The organism is Burkholderia sp. Bp9012 (assembly GCF_003853825.1).
Lineage (GTDB): Bacteria > Pseudomonadota > Gammaproteobacteria > Burkholderiales > Burkholderiaceae > Burkholderia > Burkholderia diffusa.
The window spans coordinates 1-17146 of record NZ_QTQA01000023.1; the positions used below are offsets into that span (position 1 = coordinate 1).

Here is a 17146-nt window from a genome sequence, read left to right on the forward strand (position 1 = left end):
CGCCGCGCGGATGCAATCCGCGCGGCGCTCCCGTATTCCATTTTCGCCATCGCGAACCATTTTATTATCCCGATTCGTCTTCAATATACGTTCCGTACGCTCGATCAATTCCGCAATACTGCCAAACGTTTGCGAATCCGAGTAAATTGCCGACTCGTATGACGGAAATACGCCGTTACACATCACATCAAAAGTTTCGATTTTCATGTAACGACATTCTCGCCAAAAACGTCATACCAGCCCTTTCGATTTACCTGACCGTACGTTCCATGATTCATCGTGATGCCTCGATGGCAGAGGCAAGTCTTCCTTTTATCAGTCGTTATTTTTCGGCACAAACTTCGATACCACTTACGTCTTAAATTTGCGAAATGGTCATTGCGACCGGTGAGCAAATTTCATGTCCGGCAATATCGACTTTGTTCAGTCTCAATTCATTTTGTCGAATTATAACAAATCCTATTTAAATAGGACATTTAAAGCATGTCCCATTCGGGCCACACGCGGTTGTTTGTTCAAAATCCATCGTGTATCAATACCATGTCGCGAAAAGAACGTCGCCAATTTCAAATCGGAATAAATGCGTTGTCAGCGATTTCGGATGGAGGTTGCAATGTCTTCCTCGTTTGAACAGCATGCTCGCCCGCTCTTCGGCATCGCCGTATCCGCACTCTGCATCAATGCCGTGGCACAGACCCAGGCCCCGGCACCCGCGTCCGACCCCGGCTCCGGCCGATACGTGATTTCGTATATCTGCGGCGACGCGCGAATCGACGGTACGGCGCCGCTTCCCCCCGACGGCCGTCCTTACAACCTCGGTGTTTCGTTCGTATCGGGCGCCAGCGGGCAACCGCTGTCGAACGTGCAGGTGCGGCTGCGACGGCATGGACGCGTGCTCGTCGAATTCAAGGCAACGGGGCCACGCTGCCTGTTCAGCGTGCCCGATGCCAGTTATCGGGTCGAAGGGACTTATCAGGGCGCCACCCAGTTCGCGGTCGTCGAAACGGGCGCACTCACCACGCAGTTGCGGTGGTGAACGTCAGTCGAATCCGCGTGGCGCTGGCACGTGCTCGCTTCGTGCATTGCAATCCGTCGAATCGAGGAGGATTGAATGACTCGTGCAGAACGACCGGACGGCTCGCCCAACCGTCAGCCGAAACCTGCCTGGGGCCCCGGAAAGAATGCGGCGCTCAGCATCATTGCGTTTGCCGCGATCTTCGGTGGCTTTGCGTACGTCCAGCGCGACGCGGGAGTCGGCCATGCAACCATGACGCACGACATCGCCGGCATGATCGGCACCGCCGTCGGAAAGTATCGCGAGGCCATCGCGACCGCCACGGCCAACGCCTCCGACACGGCGTCGACCACCGCGCAGGCCGAGCCGGTTACACCTGCCGTGCCGGGTACGCGGTATGCGTCGGCAACGCCTGCCGTGTCGGCCGCGGCAGCACCGGCCGTGCCGCCACGAACGATCGCCCGCGCCGCCGCGAAACACCCGCACCCCGCGCACGTGCCGTCCACGACGCTCGCGGCCAGCGGCCGCGCGGCCCGCCCCGGCGACACGCACCGGACGTCGCGTTCGCAGACGCTGGCGCGCACTGAAAAACACACCGACCGCACGCCGCGACGGCAGCCGCAATCGTATATCGCCGATTCGGCGCACATGGAGGCCACCAGCATCACGCACGACGAACTGGAAGGCGCACGCGCACTGGCTCGGGCGCGCTGGTGCGCACGGGTCGACGAATGGAATTGCGTGGAGCAGAACGCGAGCCGCGCGCTCGCCATCGACCCGACGAACAGCGAATCGCGCGCGCTGCTCGGACAAGCGATCCGCAATCGCCTGTAAACCGGGCGTCGCCGGGCGTGCAACCGATGTGATCGTTTCAGAGTGAGGAGACATCGTGGCCAACAATCGTAGACAACAATGCACCATCGCCGCTCCGACCAACCGGCGGATCCTCCTGCACGCGCCGTTGCTGTTGCTGCTCGTTGCGTCCGGCTCCTGCCTTGCCGCCGAAGGCGACGCGGAACCGGGCGGCGCGAGCGAAATCGCCGGCGCCCGCGGCGCGCCGGATGCGCTGTCGCCCGACATGCAACCGACGGCGGCGTCGCTGCAGGTCGCCCAGGGTCGGAGCGCCCTGCCCCCGCAAGCGCCGACGCCCATCGCGCAGGCATCGGATGCGTCGATGCAGATCGCGCAGGCGTCGGATGCGCAACCGCAGACGATGCCGACCACGGTCGTCGTGGACCCGGACGTCGCGCAGCCGAGCGAACCGGCGCCGGGCGCGCAGCCGTCGAGCGTGCCGATCCAGATCGCCCAGGCGACCGATACCACGCCGTCGAGCAGGCCGCCACCGGCCGAACCGATGCCGAGTGCCCCGATGCAGTCGACCCAGGCATCCGACACCACGCCGTCAAACACGCCGGCACCCGTCGCGCATGCATCGGACGCGCCGATCGGGATCGCTCAGGCCGCGAACCCGCAGCCGCCCGAAACACCCGTGCAAACTACGGCGGCAACGTCCGGCACTCCTGCGTCCAGTTCATCCGTCCCGGTCGCGCACTCGCCGGAGCCGCCGCAACCTGCGCAGGCCGCAACCACCGCGCCGCCGAATGCGCCGACGCAAACCGCGCAGGCCTCCGGCACCCCGATGCCGGGCTCGCCTGCGCCCGTTACCCAGACACCGGGCTCGCCGCCCCCGTCGTCCCAGGCGCCGAATTCACAGACGCCCGGCGTCCAGCTGCCCGGCGAACCGACGCAACGATCGCAAGGCCCCGACGTCGAAACGCCGAATGCGCAGGCGCCGAACCTGCGTACCGCCGACGTCGCGACCGTGCGCAACGACGTGTTCGGCCTCGCGGCGGGCGGCGGCGCGATCAAGGCGCTCGAAGAAGCGAAGGCACGGCCCGATGCGTTCTCCGCCGTCGACGTCGCACAACTGGAAGAACTGGCGATTCGCCAGCAGGTGCGCGGCGGACGTGACAAATCCCGCTCGATGACGAGTTCCGACCGCTTCGACGGCCTCGACAGCGCGCTGCGCGCGGCGGACGACCTCGACAAGCGGATGCCGGCCACGCCCGATTATTCGCCGGTCAGGACGGCGCTCGCGGGCGACCGCACCGTCGCCCTTGCAGCGCGCGGCGACATGAAGACGGCCGTCGCGACGTTCGAGACGATTCCGCCCGACGCGGAGATCTCGATCGACGCGCTGGCGGCCGTCGGCGACGCCTACCTCTACCTGAGCGAACCGGCCAAGGCGAACGCCGTGTACCAGCGCGCGCTGAAGCAGGCAACCGCGGCGCCGACCGACCGCGCGACCCGCGGCTTCCAGTACGGCGCACGCACGCGTCCGATCGAACTGCGCGAAGGGCTGTTCTGGTCGTACGTCGACCAGGGACGCGCGGCGGACGCGCAGCAGGTGCTCGACGACATCGGCAAGTCGCTGCCGCCGGCCAAGGAGGTGCGCAACTACGGTCCGGAAGAAAGCGACTTTCTGCGCTACTACCGGCTGCGCGCGCAATACCTGATTTACACGGGCCGCGTCGACGAAGGGATCGCCGCGCTCGAGCAGCTCGAGCAGCAGGTGCCGTTCAACGCGGAGGTCCGTGCCGCGCATGCCGACGCGGTGTCGGGCCAGGCGCATCCGCGCCAGGCGATCGCGATGTATCGCGCTTCACTGACCGACCACCCGGACAGCGTCGAAATGCTGGCGGGCCTCGGCCGCGCGGCGCTCACGGCGGACGACTACGCGACCGCGAAGTACGTCGACCAGACGCTGGACGACGTATTTCCGGACAGCGGCGCCGTGCGCGGTTTCAAGCGCGACTACAAGGCATACCGCAGCCCCGTGTTCACGACCGACCTGAGTTACGAGCACGGCAACAGCGCGCTGGCCGACAACAGCTTCACGTCGGACAGCTATGTGTACTCGCAACCGTTCGGCGACAACTGGCGCGTCTTCTCGCACACGTTCTTCGGCTACGCGCAGACCGACTCCGGCAACGTCAGCCGCACGCGCACGGGTGTCGGCGGCGACTACCGGCACGGGCCGCTCACCGTGCAGGGCGAAGTCACGCGCTCGTTCGGCTCGGACGGCCGAACCGGCGGCCGCGGGTCGATCGCGTACGCGCTGAACGACTACTGGACGGTCAGCGCCGGGCTCGACACCAACGACAACTCGCTGCCGTGGAAGGCGTATGCCGCGCACATCTGGGGCCGCTCCGCGAACGTCTCGGTCGTGTACAGGCAGAACGACCGTCGCGAGGTCAAGCTCAGCTACGGCGTGAGCCGCTACAGCGATTCGAACCTGCACCAGGAGATCTCGGCGACCGCCACGCAGCGCGTGTATACCACCGCCAACCAGCTCGTCAACGTATCGCTGGACCTCGGCACCGACAGCAACACGCGCCACGACGCGCCCTACTTCAGCCCGGGCCGCGACTATGCGGCCGCGGCGACCGTCATGCACCAGCTGATGCTGTGGAAGAAGGGCGACATGGCGCTGCAGCAGCGCGTATCGGTGTCGGGCGGCGTGTACAACGAGCGCGGCTTCGGCACCAGCCCGCTGTGGAGCGCGCGCCTCGAGCACGCGTGGACGTTCAAGCACGACATCACGCTGAGCTATGGCGTCGAGGTCAGCAGCCACGCATACGACGGCCAGCGCGAGCGCTCCGAAACCGGCTTCATGTCGGTCAACCTGCCGTTCTAGCAAGGAGATCGCGAATGCAAACCAGACGGACCTTCATGTGCGGATGCCTCGGCACGTTCGCCGCCTGTTCGCTGTTCCCGGGCGTGTCGAACGCCCGGATGATCGACCTGCTGCCGCCGTCCGACCCGGCCGACGGCAAGACGTTTCGCGTGATCTGCATGCATGACGTGCGCGACAACCTGATGGCGTCGTTTTCCTCCGCGTCGGCGATGGTCGACCCGTTCGCGGTCGACACCGGCACGCTGACCGCGATCTTTTCATGGCTGCAGACCAACAACTACCACACCATCACGGTCAGGCAGATCGAGGAATCGCGGCACGGCGGCAAGCCGCTGCCGCCGCGCGCGGTGCTCCTCACGTTCGACGACGGCTACCGCAGCCACTACACGAAAGTGCTGCCGCTGCTCGAACGCTTCAAGTATCCGGCCGTGATGGGCATCGTCACGGCGTGGATCGATGCGCCGCTGGATGCACCGATCCGCATCAGCGACAAGATCCAGGTGCCGCGCGACTACTTCATGTCGTGGGACGAGGTGCAGAAGGTCGGCCAGTCGCACCTCGTCGAGCTCGGCTGCCACACCCACAACCTCCATCACGGCGCGGTCGCGAATCCGCAAGGCAACGAGTTGCCGGCGACCACGTCCCACCTCTACCTGCAGAACGAGAAGCGCTATGAAACCGACGCCGAATTCGAAGCACGCGTGCACGACGACCTGCAGACATGCGTGCGGCAGATCCGCGAACGCACCGGCATCGTTGCACGCTCGATGGTGTGGCCATACGGCGCGGAAAACCAGCCCGTGCGCAAGATATCGACGTCGCTCGGCATGGACATCCAGTTCAGCCTCGATGCCGGCCCGAATACGCCGGACGTGCCACTGGACCGGCTGAGGCGGATCCTGATGATGTACGACGTCGACATCGGCGGGTTCGAGCGCTCGATGCGCGAGCCGGCGTCCAACCGCGGCGACGTCGACGTGCCCGAGCGCATCGTGCAGGTCGATCTCGACCAGGTCTACGATCCCGATCCCGCGCGGCAGGAGGCGAATCTCGGCAAGCTGGTCGAGCGCATCTACCGGATGCAGCCGAAATCGGTGTACCTGCAGGCCTGTGCCGACCCGAAAGGCACGGGCGTGGCCGAAGCGGTGTATTTCCCGAATCGGCACCTGCCGATGCGCGCCGACCTGTTCTCGCGCGCCGCGTGGCAGCTGAACACGCGCTCCAACGTTCAGGTGTACGCGTGGATGCCGGTGCTCGCGTTCCGGCCGCCGCCGGGCAAGCATCAGGGGCTCGAGGCCGTCAGCGCATACGGCGGCGCGCCGGCCCGCGAGAACGGCACGCGCGTGTTCCGGCTGAGCCCGTTCGATCCGGAGGCGCGGCTGATGATCCAGCAGATCTACGAGGATCTCAGCAAGCACGCGTCGTTCAGCGGCATCCTGTTCAGCGACGACGCCGTGCTCGACGACTACGAGGATGCGGGCCGGCATGCGCTGCAGACCTATTCGCAATGGGGGCTGCCGGCCGACGTCGGCAAGATCCGCGAGAACCCCGACCTGATGAAACGCTGGACGCGCCAGAAGTCGCGTTATCTGATCGACCTGACACACCAGCTCGAACAGATCGTGCTGGCGCACCAGAACGTGGGCGACGTGCTGAGCGCGCGCAACATCTTCGCGATGCCGGTGCTCAAGCCCGAGTCGGAAGCGTGGTACGCGCAGAACTACGACGATTTCCTCGCCAACTACGACTACGTCGCGCTGATGGCGATGCCGTACATGGAGCAGGCGAAGGATCCCGAGGGCTGGCTGGACCAGCTCGTGCGTGCCGTCCGTGCGAAGCAGCGCGGCCTGCAGCGCACCGTGTTCGAGCTGCAGTCGTACGACTGGCACGCGCACAAGGACGTGCCGGCCCGCACGCTGCTCGCACAGATGCGGCGGCTGCGCAGCGAGGGCGCGGTGAATTTCGGCTACTACCCGGACAACTTCCTGAACGGCCAGCCGGAGCTCGACGCGATGCGCGACGTGATGTCGCTGAAGTCGCGCCTCGATCCGACCTCGATCAACGCGTTGATGCAGATGCAGCATGCGCAGGGAACCAAAACGCCATGACCACCCACAACATCATTCAGCGCCTGCAGGATTTCGTCTTCTACTACCCGTTCTTCATGTCGTACCTGTGGATGATCGGCGGCGTCGTTCACTACTTCCTGCTCGAGGAAGGCCGCGAGCTGTCGACGCGCACGATCGCGGCGAGCGGCATCCCGAAGATCTCGATCGTCGTGCCGTGCTTCAACGAGGCGGCGAACGCGCGCAGCGTGATCCGCCACCTGAACGCGATGGACTACCCGAACTACGACATCATCGCAGTCAACGACGGCAGCAAGGACCGCACGGGCGAGATCCTCAACGAGCTGGCCGTCGAGATCCCGCGGCTGCTCGTGATCCATCACGCGTGCAACGAAGGCAAGGCTGTCGGGCTCACCACCGCGGCGGCGGTATCGAATGCGGAATACCTGCTCTGCATCGACGGCGACGCGCTGCTCGCGCATGACGCGATCGGCTGGATGCTCGAGCATTTCCTGACGGATCCGGGCGTCGGCGCGGTCACCGGCAACCCGCGCATCCGCACGCGCACGTCGCTGCTGGGGCGCATGCAGGTCGGCGAATTCTCGTCGATCGTCGGGCTGATCAAGCGCACGCAGCAGGTGTACGGCCGCATCTTCACGGTGTCGGGCGTGATCACGATGTTCCGCAAGACCGCGCTCGCCGATGTCGGCTACTGGAGCTCGGACATGCTGACCGAGGACATCGACATCAGCTGGAAACTGCAGTGCCGCGACTGGCGCGTCGTGTACGAGCCGCACGCGCTCAGCTGGATCCTGATGCCCGAGACGCTGAAGGGGCTCTACCGGCAGCGGCTGCGCTGGGCGAAGGGCGGCATCCAGGTGCTGCTCAAGTACGCAGGCACGCTCGCGCGGCCGACGCAGATGATGATGTGGCCGCTGTTCGTCGAGTATCTGATCGGCATCGCGTGGGCCTATTCGATGTCGTTCATCCTGCTGCTCGCGCTGGTCGACGTCGTCTACCCGCTTCCGAAGGACTGGCATGTGTCGGTGGTGCCGCACTGGCACGGGATGCTGCTGGTCGCGACCTGCATCCTGCAGCTGATCATCGGCAGCATGATCGATCGTCGCTACGACGAAAAACTCCTGATGTATTTCCTTGACACCGTCTGGTACCCCGTCGCGTTCTGGCTGATCAGCATGGTCACCACCGTCGTCGCCCTGCCCGCCGTCGTATTGCGGGGCCGCGGCAAGCGCGCCGTTTGGGTCAGTCCCGACCGAGGCATTCAACATGAAGAACGCACCGATTATTGACCTTTCCCTGCGCGCCCCGAGCGAACTGATCGCCGAACACGGCGGCGTCGTCGGGCCCGTGCTCGTCGCGTGGTTCCGCCTCGTGCGGCCCGCGCTGGTCGGGGGGGGTGTGGGCGTCGATCTGCATCTACACGTACCGCTACCTGCTGCCGTTCAACCAGGCCGAGATGCCGATCGAGCAGATCGTGTTCTACGTGACGAGCATCGCGCTGATCGCCGGCACGATCGTCACGTGGCTGATCGCGGGACGCGTCGTGCATCCGCTCGCGTACCGGTTGCGCGCATCGAAGATGCTGCGGCGCTCGGCCAGCGTGAAGATGCGCTCGGTGCCGCCGACCGCGCTCGCGGGCGCCCGCCGGCGCGGCGCGCGGCGCACGACACGCATTCTCGTCGCGTCGCACGACGCGAACGGCTCGATCTCCGGCATCGAATGGGTAGCCCACGCGGGGCCGCAGCCCCGCGAATAAGTCAGCGGAGACGCGCCGGACGCGATGCATGCCGCACGACGCGACACCGCTCCCGAATTCGCGCCGTCGCGTGTCCCGCGTCGGCCGGCAACTTCCTTTAGACGAGGTGAATCATGTGCGGAATCGTCGGAGCAAGCGGCCTGCACAATCAGGTGCCGCAACTGGTCAATGCACTGAGCCGACTCGAGTATCGCGGCTACGATTCGTGCGGCATCGCCGTGCAGGACGAAGGCCGCCTGCGCAGCGAACGCACGCTGCGGCGCGTGGCGGACCTGCAGGACCGCGTGCTGACGCTGGGCCTCGAAGCGCAGACGTGCATCGCGCACACGCGCTGGGCGACGCACGGCGCGCCGTCGGAAATGAACGCGCATCCGATCATGTCGGGCGACACGATCGCGGTCGTACACAACGGGATCATCGAAAACCACGATGCGTTGCGCGCCGAACTGAAGGAGCGCGGCTACACGTTTCGCGGCGAGACCGACACCGAGGTGATCGCGCACCTGATCCACAGCCTCTATCGCGACGACCTGTTCGATTCGGTCAGGCATGCCGTCAAGCGGCTGCACGGCGCGTATGCGATCGCGGTGCTGAGCGCGCGCGAGCCCCAGCGCCTCGTCGCCGCGCGCGCCGGCTCGCCGCTCGTGATCGGCATCGGCGCCGAACAGAACTACCTCGCGTCGGACTGCGCGGCGCTCGGCGACCTGACCGACCGCTTCGTCTACCTGGAAGACGGCGACGTCGCGCTGATCACGCCGGACCGCATCGACGTGGTCGACGCGATCGGGAGCGCGGTACAGCGTCCGCTGTGCCTGGTCAAGGCGCGCGATAACGACGCCGCGCTCGGCCCGTATCAGCACTTCATGCAGAAGGAGATCTTCGAACAGCCGAAGGCGATCGCCGCCACGATCGATGGCATCGACGCGATCTCGCCCGCGCTGTTCGGCGGCAGCGACAGCGCGCGTGCGCTGCTGTCGAAGACCCGGAGCGTGCTGCTACTCGGCTGCGGCACCAGCTACTACGCGGGCCTGACGGCGAAATACTGGCTCGAGGGCATCGCGGGCATTCCGGCGCAGGTCGAGATCGCGAGCGAATACCGCTACCGCGACACCGTGCCCGATCCGCGCACGCTGGTCGTCGGTATTTCGCAGTCCGGCGAAACCGCCGACACCATCGGCGCGATCGAGCGCGCGCGCGCGATGGGCCAGGATCTGTCGATGGCGATCTGCAACGTGGCGACCAGCTCGATCGCGCGCGGCGCGCCACTCAGCTTCCTGACACGCGCCGGCATCGAGCTCGGCGTCGCATCGACCAAGGCGTTCACGACGCAGCTCGTCGCGCTGTTCGTGCTGACGCTGACGCTCGCGCAGCAACGCGGCCGGCTCGATGCGGCGCATGTCGCGATGCACCTGAAGAAACTGCACGAACTGCCAGCGCGCATCGGTCACGCACTCGCCTTGGAAACGCAGATCATGGGCTGGGCCGCGAAGTTCGCGCGCACCGAGAACGCGCTGTTCCTCGGGCGCGGCATTCACTATCCGATCGCGCTGGAAGGTGCACTGAAGCTCAAGGAAGTGTCGTACATCCATGCGGAAGGCTATCCGGCCGGCGAACTGAAGCATGGCCCACTCGCACTCGTCACGAGCGCGATGCCGGTCGTCACGATCGCGCCGGACGACCGCCTTTTCCAGAAACTGAAGTCCAACATGGCCGAGGTGCGCGCACGCGGCGGACGGCTGTACGTGCTCGCGGGCCATCATCTCGAGATCGACGCCGACCGCGACACGCACCTGATCCGCGTGCGCGAATCGGGCGACGCGCTGTCGCCGATCGTCAACGTGATCCCGTTGCAGCTGCTCGCGTATCACGTCGGGTGCGCGCGCGGCGCCGACGTCGACAAGCCGCGCAACCTCGCGAAATCGGTCACCGTCGAATGATGCAACGGCCGGTCACGACGCAGGTCGCCACCGTGCGCTCGCATGCGGGCGGGCGCGCCGCCGCGTGGCGTGTCGCGACCGTACTCTGCGGTGCGTGTTGTGTCGTCGCAGCACCGACATGCGCGTATGCCGGCACGCCGGCCGTGCACACCGTCACCGTGCAGGCGCCCGCATCGCCGCAGGACAGCGGCGACCCGCGGCGCTTCATGCACGGAATCGGCGTGGCCGACGCAGGCGACGGCCGGCGCTGGGTGTTCTTCAGCAGCTCCGGCATCGTGCCGCGCGGCGCGCTGCGCAACGGCAACTGGCCGCACGACGTGTACGTCGGCGAATGGCTGCCGGGCAAGCCGCGTCTGCTGCGCGTCCATCCATTCATCAGCCGTCCGGAAGCGCAGGAGCCCGTGTCGATCGCGCAGAATCCGCGCGGCGACATCTTCGTCACGTTCGAGGACGGCTGGAATGCGCCGCAGGAGGTCAGCCAGCGCTATGGCGTCTATCGGCGCGACCTCAAGCCGATCAAGCCCTACCCGAACGACGTCGAGGCGGGCGGTCACTCCGGGCATGTCGCCTCGGTGGGCGAACGCTTCGTCGTGTTCTATTCCGCCGACTGGATCGATGGCGGCGGCGTCGACAACCTCGGCACCGGCAACGGCGTCTACGTGAAAACCTACGATGCCGACGGACGCGTGCTGAATCACGTGCCGGTCGCGCCGCACCATCGAGAATGGTGGCCCGTGGTCGCCGGCTCGCCGCACCGCGCGCTGCTCGTCTGGCAGAAATACATCGAGGGCAGCACGGATGCGACGCTCGAATACGCGATGTTCGATCCGGTCACGGCGAAGCTCGACAAGCTCGGGCCGCTGAGCGACGCGATCCAGTACTACGTGTATTCGTCCACCTACGTGCCGGCGATCGACCGCTTCGTCGTCGTCACGACGACGGCGGACAATCGCGGCGTCGCGACGCTGATCGACCCGGACGGCCGCCGCCTCGCGACGCTCGACTGCCTGCCGGCGTCGGTGCGGGAATCCGGGATCGGCGTCGACGGCACGCATGCGTACGTGCCGACCCGCGACGGACGGCTGCTGACGCTGACGCTTTCGCCAACCGGCATGTCGGTGAGCGGCGCGCAGCGCTCGCCGATTCCGTGGGGCTCGACCGGCATCGCCGGGTTCACGGCACGCGGCGGGACGATGCATTTCGTGTCGCTGACGCCGTCCGGGACGCGCGAGGCCGATTTCGACACGGCACGGGAAACGCCTTTGCCGAAGGCCGACGCGCAGTGTTCGACGCATTGACGGCGACGCGAACGGCTCCCGACCGACACGGACGCCCCGTGGGATTGAGCCGCCGGCCGAGTCGCGCAACGCGATCCCGCACGCGTCGGGCAACTCGATAGCCCCGCACGCTGCCACCGGCCGGCGCGATCCCTGCCACTGCGCCGATCCCGCGTCGAAGTCGCCAGCGTCGCGCGTACCGGATAGACTGTCGCTCGATTCCATCCATCGGCCGCGTGCTCGCCCCTGCCGCCGCCGGTACGCCCCAACGGAGAACGAATGCTGAAGCGCCGGTGGTTTTCGCTGTTGCTGATGACGGTGTGCCTGATCGCGACGCGCGCGTCCGCGCAGGACGCGCTCGAACTCGAGACCGACGGCACGCCTCGAGTGTTGACGCGCCAGGCGCTGCTCGCGCGCGTCGACGCAACGGACATCCACGTGCCGCACGACATTGCGTACGGCCGGCCGATGACGTTCCGCGCGGTGCCGTTCGCCGCCCTGCTCGGCGACACGCCGCTTCCCGCAAACGGCGTGCTCGAAACGCGCGCAGCCGACGGTTTCGCCGCGCAGCTACCGCTGGATCTCGCGCGCCGCCGTGCGCCGGCCGGCGCCGTCGCGTGGCTCGCGATCGAGGATCCGGCGCATCCGTGGCCGAAGCTGCCCGGCAAGCAGGTCAGCGCCGGGCCGTTCTACCTGGTTTGGCTCGGGCCGGACGCATCGTCGGTGCGCGGCGAGCAGTGGCCATATCAGATCGTGCGCATCACGATCGAATCGTCGCCGCTCGCGCGCTGGCCGTCGCTCGCCGTCGATCCGGCGCTGCCGGCGAACGATCCGGCCCGTGCGGGCCAGCGCCTGTTCGTCACGCAATGCCTCGCGTGCCATCGCCTCGACGGCGCGGGCAGCAGCCATGCCGGCCCCGACCTGAACGCGCCGATGAATCCGGTCGACTACTTCCAGCCCGCCGCGCTGCGCCGCTACATCCGCAACCCGGCATCGGTGCGCGACTGGCCGGGCCGCGTGATGCCGGCGTTCCCGCCCGATCAGCTGAGCGACCGGGAGCTCGACCAGATCGTCGCGTATCTCGCGTATATGGCGCGGCGCAAGGCGGGCAAGTAAGCCGCGCCCGTCACGCGCGCATCACGCGCCCGGTTCCTGCGCGCTCCGCAACACCGCGCGCAGCAGCACGTCGGCGCCCGCCGCCGACCATTCCGGCGTGATCGCCTCGGCCTCGTTATGGCTCAGGCCGTCGACGCACGGCACGAAGATCATGCCGGTCGGCGCGACGCGTGCGATGTAGCACGCGTCGTGACCCGCGCCGGACACGATGTCCATGTGCGGCAGCCCGAGCGCCTGGGCCGCATCGCGCACCGCGTCGATGCAGCGCGGCGCGAACGGCACCGGCGGGTACGTGAAGATCTGCTCGATCCGCGCACCGAGGCCGGCTTCGGCCGCGACGCGCGCCAGTTCCGCACGCAGCGCCATATCGAGCTCGTCGAGCACCATATCGTCAGGATGACGAAACTCGACCGTAAAGAAGCAGCCGCCCGGCACCGTGTTGCGCGAATTCGGCCGCGCCTCGATCATCCCGACCGTCGCGCGCGCGTGCGGCGCATGGCGACGACCGAGCGCATCGACGAATTCGATCATCCGCGCGGCACCCACCAGCGTGTCGCGCCGGAATTCCATCGGCGTCGTGCCCGCGTGCGCGTCGATGCCCGTCAGCGTCACCTCGTACCAGCGCTGCCCCTGCCCGGCCGTCACGACGCCGATCGTCTTGCCGGCCCGTTCGAGAATCGCGCCCTGTTCGATATGCAGCTCGTACGCCGCATGCACCGGATAGCCGCCGACGGGCTCGGCACCCGCGTAGCCGATTCGCGCGAGTTCCTCGCCGATCGTCCTGCCTGCGCCGTCGGTGCGCGACAGCCCGTATTCGAGCGGATAGACGCCCGCGAACACGCCGGCCGATATCATCGCCGGCGCAAAACGCGAACCTTCCTCGTTGGTCCAGATCACGACGTCGATCGGGCGCTCGGTCTCGATGCCCGCATCGTTCAGCGCGCGCACGACCTCGAGGCCGCCGAGCACGCCGTAGATGCCGTCGTAGCGGCCGCCGGTCGGCTGCGAATCGGCGTGCGATCCGGTCATGACCGGCGCGGCGTCGGGATTGCGGCCCGCGCGGCGCGCGAACACGTTGCCCATCCGGTCCACGCGCACCGTGCAGCCGGCGTCTTGCGCCCACTGCACGAACAGGTCGCGCGACTCGCGATCGAGGTCGGTCAGCGCGAGACGGCAGACGCCGCCCTTCGGCGTCGCGCCGATCTGCGCCATCCGTTCGAGCGACGCCCACAGCCGCGCGCCGTCGACGCGCGGCGCGTCCGCGAGATCGTCACGCATTGCCGGCCTCCGGGGCATCGTCGCGCGGCGCCGCCTGCAGTGCATAACGGAAATCGCAGCGCTTGCCGCCCTGCATGATCGTGCTCGTGCGCGTGAGTGCGATGTCCGGCGCATAGCCCTGGATGAAATAGCTGTCGCGCGCGCAGCTCAGCAGGTGACCGATCTCGCCGAGCCCCATCGCGTGGTACATCTCCGCGTAGCTGCAGCGATGCACGTCGTAGTCGTAGTGCGCATCGTCCGCGCGATGCACCTCGACCTCGAGCGCGTCGTCCTTCTCCCACAGCACCTGCAGCGCGACGAACGATCGCACACTCGTGCCGTCGGGCTCCTGCGCGGCGAACGTGCGGCCCGCGTCGACGGCCGCGCCGCGCACGGCTTCCGCGATCACGGCCTGCGCGCGCTCGGTGCCGAATTCGCGCTTCATGATCTCGTAGATCGGCTTGATGATTTCCGCTTCGATGCGGCGCCGCGCGAGGATGCCGAGCCGCGTGTCCTCGGGTGCCGCCGTGGATGCATGTGTCGTGTTGGTCATGGGATTCGTCTCCGTCGTCATTTCGTTGCGGGGTGCGCGCCGCCGAGCACGTCGACGACGGTCCACTTGCCGCCGCGCACCTGGTAGATCGTGAATGCAGGGTCCTTCAGATTGCCTTCGGCGTCGAACGCGACCCGGCCGGTCACGCCGGGCCGGTCGATCGCGTGCACGGCCGCGACCAGCTTCGCCGTCTGCGTCGTGCCGGCCTTCTGCGCGGCCGCGATCAGCGTGGCAGCCGCGTCGTACGCGAACGGGGCGTGCAGCTCGATCGGCGCGTGAAAGCGTGCGCGGTACTGCGTGTCGAACGCCTTGCCGCCCGGCATCCGGTCGAGCGGCAAGCCCGGTTCGAGTGCCGTCACGCCGTCACCGTCCTTGCCCGCGAGCGACAGGAAGGTCTGGCTCACGAAGCCGCCCGCGCCGAGCAGCGGCGCGTTCACGCCGAGCTGGCGCATCCGGCGCGCGATCGGCGCGGCCTGCGCGTCGAGCCCGCCGAAGAACACGAGATCCGCGCGCTTGCCCTTGATCGCGGTCAACACGCCGCTGAAGTCGGTCGTCTTGTCGTTCACGTACTGGCGATCGACGATCGTGACGCCGTTCGCCTGCACGCCCTTGATGAACTGATCGGCGAGCCCCGCGCCGAACGACGTGCGATCGTCGATCACCGCGATGCGCTTCGCCTTCAGCGTCTTCACCGCATAGGCGCCGGTGAAGTTGCCGCCCGCATCGTCGTGACCCATGATCCGGAAGGCCGTCGCGTAGCCCTGCTGCGTGTACGGGTGGCCGGTGGACGCCGGCGCGATCTGCGGAATGCCCGCATCGCGGTAGATGCGCGACGCCGGCACGCTGCAGCCCGTGTTCCAGTGACCGACGACGCCGATCACGTGCTGGTCGACGAGCTGCTGCGCGACCGCGACGGCCGTGCGCGGATCGGATTGATCGTCCGCCGCGACGAGCTTGTAGACGACCGGCTTGCCGCCGATGCTCGGATGCTTCGCGTTCGCGTCGTCGATCGCAAGCTGCGCGCCGTTCTGCAAGTCCTTGCCGATCCGCGCGGACGGGCCGGTGAGCGGCGCGGCGAGACCGATCAGGATCGTCTGCGGCGCGGACTGCGCGTAGGCGGGAGCGGCGGCGATCAGCGCGGCCGCGGAGAATGCGAGGCCGGCGGGGAGAAATGCGATTTTCATGTGTGGGGATCGGTGATTTGGCTCAAAACATGAAAAATATTAAATATTCATCATCAGCACCCCAAATACTCAATTGTTGGATGCTTATGCCATTCCCGACACAATAACGTAATCCCCTGTAAATACGGGATATTTTCGTGTTGTGGTTCACCCTGATTTTTCGATAAAATTCGACACATGAAAAATATCGAACAATTGCCTCACGATCCACCGCTACGCGCCGTCCGCGCGTTCGAGGCATTCGCGCGTCTCGGCTCGGTCACCGCGGCGGCGCACGAGCTCGACATCACGCCGTCCGCGGTGAGCCACCAGCTGCAGCTGCTCGAAGCGTTCATCCAGACGCCGCTGACGGTGCGCGAAGGCAGGCTGCTCGCGCTCACCGATGAGGGGCGCGACTACTACCGCTCGATCAGCGCCGCGTTCTCGGTGCTGCGCAGCGCGACGCGCTTCGTGCGCGACCGGTCGTCGCTGCGGCAGATCACGATCAGCCTGATTCCGCTGCTCGGTATCGGCTGGTTCATTCCGCGGCTGCACGCGTTCCTCGCCGACAACACCGATGTCGACGTGACCGTGCTGTATGCGCATCACCGTAACTATCGAAGCGACGCGTCCGACCTGTCGATCCGCTTCGGCACCGGCGACTGGCCCGGCTACCGCTGCGAGCGGCTGCTGCCGGGCGCGATGGTGCCAATGTGCAGCCCGTCGTTCCTGAAGCGCCACGGGCCGTTCCGCACACCGGCCGATCTCGCGCGGGCGCCGCTCGTGCACGACGAGGATCGCAGCGCCTGGGTCAACTGGCTGCAGGGCGCCGGCGTGCGGCACGTGTCGCACGCGGTGGGACCGATGTTCGAGGACGGCCAACTGACGCTGAGCGCGGCGCGCGCGGATCTCGGCGCGGCGCTGCTGCGCGCGCCGCTGGTCCAGCGCGAACTGGCGAACGGCGAACTCGTGAAGCTGTTCGACCACGCGCTCGACGACGGCCGCGACTACTACCTGTGCACGCGCGAGGATGCGGACATGCCGGACGGCGCGAGACGGCTGGCCGAATGGCTCAGGCGGATGGCTGCATAAGCGCGCGGGCCGCTCGCAGGCGGGCCTTCGCACGATTCACAAGGCGCGCCGCATCCGCTTGTCCGATGCGATCGTCCGGGCATCCACGCAAGTGAACCGCCTGCTGCGCGTATCGCGCGACATGTGGGCCATCCCCGTCATCGAACCCGACGTGCGCGCACCCTGACGGATCTGGCGGGCGCGGTGCGTCGCGCGT

General features: G+C 67.1%; 13 protein-coding genes and 1 pseudogene. 10 read left to right on the forward strand and 4 right to left on the reverse strand.

Features of this window, described 5'->3' with window-relative positions:
- Nucleotides 1-207 (reverse strand): hypothetical protein (locus DIE11_RS36740; protein ID WP_221622468.1); only part of this gene is annotated, 207 nt, incomplete at its 3' end.
- A 406-nt stretch (nucleotides 208-613) separates the two neighbouring features.
- Here DIE11_RS36740 and DIE11_RS26945 point away from each other — a divergent pair.
- The 9 genes and pseudogenes from DIE11_RS26945 to DIE11_RS26985 all read left to right on the forward strand — a co-directional run bounded on the left by DIE11_RS26945 (nucleotide 614) and on the right by DIE11_RS26985 (nucleotide 12885).
- Nucleotides 614-1036 (forward strand): hypothetical protein, encoded by a 423-nt coding sequence (locus DIE11_RS26945; protein ID WP_124628277.1) that lies wholly within the window; start codon nucleotides 614-616, stop codon nucleotides 1034-1036.
- A 75-nt stretch (nucleotides 1037-1111) separates the two neighbouring features.
- Entirely contained in the window at nucleotides 1112-1849 is a 738-nt protein-coding gene (locus DIE11_RS26950) for a hypothetical protein (RefSeq protein ID WP_124628279.1), read from the forward strand.
- Nucleotides 1850-1904: 55 nt separating this feature from the next.
- Nucleotides 1905-4712 (forward strand): poly-beta-1,6 N-acetyl-D-glucosamine export porin PgaA, encoded by a 2808-nt coding sequence (gene pgaA, locus DIE11_RS26955; RefSeq protein WP_124628280.1) that lies wholly within the window; start codon nucleotides 1905-1907, stop codon nucleotides 4710-4712.
- A 14-nt stretch (nucleotides 4713-4726) separates the two neighbouring features.
- Nucleotides 4727-6820: a poly-beta-1,6-N-acetyl-D-glucosamine N-deacetylase PgaB gene (gene pgaB, locus DIE11_RS26960; protein ID WP_124628282.1), complete on the forward strand. Its 2094-nt coding sequence runs from the start codon at nucleotides 4727-4729 to the stop codon at nucleotides 6818-6820.
- Nucleotides 6817-8088 (forward strand): poly-beta-1,6-N-acetyl-D-glucosamine synthase, encoded by a 1272-nt coding sequence (gene pgaC, locus DIE11_RS26965; protein ID WP_124628284.1) that lies wholly within the window; start codon nucleotides 6817-6819, stop codon nucleotides 8086-8088. Before pgaB ends, pgaC begins: the two co-directional genes overlap by 4 nt.
- Nucleotides 8066-8555, forward strand: a pseudogene (locus DIE11_RS26970) (Biofilm PGA synthesis auxiliary protein PgaD). The gene pgaC and the pseudogene DIE11_RS26970 overlap by 23 nt, the downstream one beginning before the upstream one ends.
- Before the next feature lie 113 nt (nucleotides 8556-8668).
- On the forward strand, nucleotides 8669-10492 hold the full coding sequence (glmS, locus tag DIE11_RS26975) for a glutamine--fructose-6-phosphate transaminase (isomerizing) (protein ID WP_059607800.1): 1824 nt from the start codon (nucleotides 8669-8671) through the stop codon (nucleotides 10490-10492).
- A complete protein-coding gene (locus DIE11_RS26980) occupies nucleotides 10492-11790 on the forward strand; it encodes a hypothetical protein (protein ID WP_124628438.1) in 1299 nt (432 codons plus the stop codon). Before glmS ends, DIE11_RS26980 begins: the two co-directional genes overlap by 1 nt.
- A gap of 258 nt (nucleotides 11791-12048) precedes the next feature.
- The gene (locus DIE11_RS26985; protein WP_059607799.1) at nucleotides 12049-12885 is read left to right on the forward strand and encodes a cytochrome c; all 837 of its coding nucleotides are present in this window, start codon (nucleotides 12049-12051) and stop codon (nucleotides 12883-12885) included.
- Nucleotides 12886-12906: 21 nt separating this feature from the next.
- On the opposite strand, the gene DIE11_RS26990 is transcribed toward DIE11_RS26985, so the two are convergent.
- Genes DIE11_RS26990 through DIE11_RS27000 form a run of 3 tightly spaced genes read right to left on the reverse strand, consistent with a single transcriptional unit; the run spans nucleotide 12907 to nucleotide 15879 of the window.
- Entirely contained in the window at nucleotides 12907-14163 is a 1257-nt protein-coding gene (locus DIE11_RS26990; protein WP_124628286.1) for a Zn-dependent hydrolase, read from the reverse strand.
- Entirely contained in the window at nucleotides 14156-14695 is a 540-nt protein-coding gene (locus DIE11_RS26995; RefSeq protein WP_124628288.1) for an L-2-amino-thiazoline-4-carboxylic acid hydrolase, read from the reverse strand. Before DIE11_RS26995 ends, DIE11_RS26990 begins: the two co-directional genes overlap by 8 nt.
- A 17-nt stretch (nucleotides 14696-14712) precedes the next feature.
- A complete protein-coding gene (locus tag DIE11_RS27000; protein ID WP_124628290.1) occupies nucleotides 14713-15879 on the reverse strand; it encodes a branched-chain amino acid ABC transporter substrate-binding protein in 1167 nt (388 codons plus the stop codon).
- Nucleotides 15880-16056: 177 nt separating this feature from the next.
- Between DIE11_RS27000 and DIE11_RS27005 the strand changes: the two genes are divergently transcribed.
- A complete protein-coding gene (locus DIE11_RS27005; RefSeq protein ID WP_124628292.1) occupies nucleotides 16057-16950 on the forward strand; it encodes a LysR substrate-binding domain-containing protein in 894 nt (297 codons plus the stop codon).
- Nucleotides 16951-17146 lie beyond the last annotated feature (196 nt).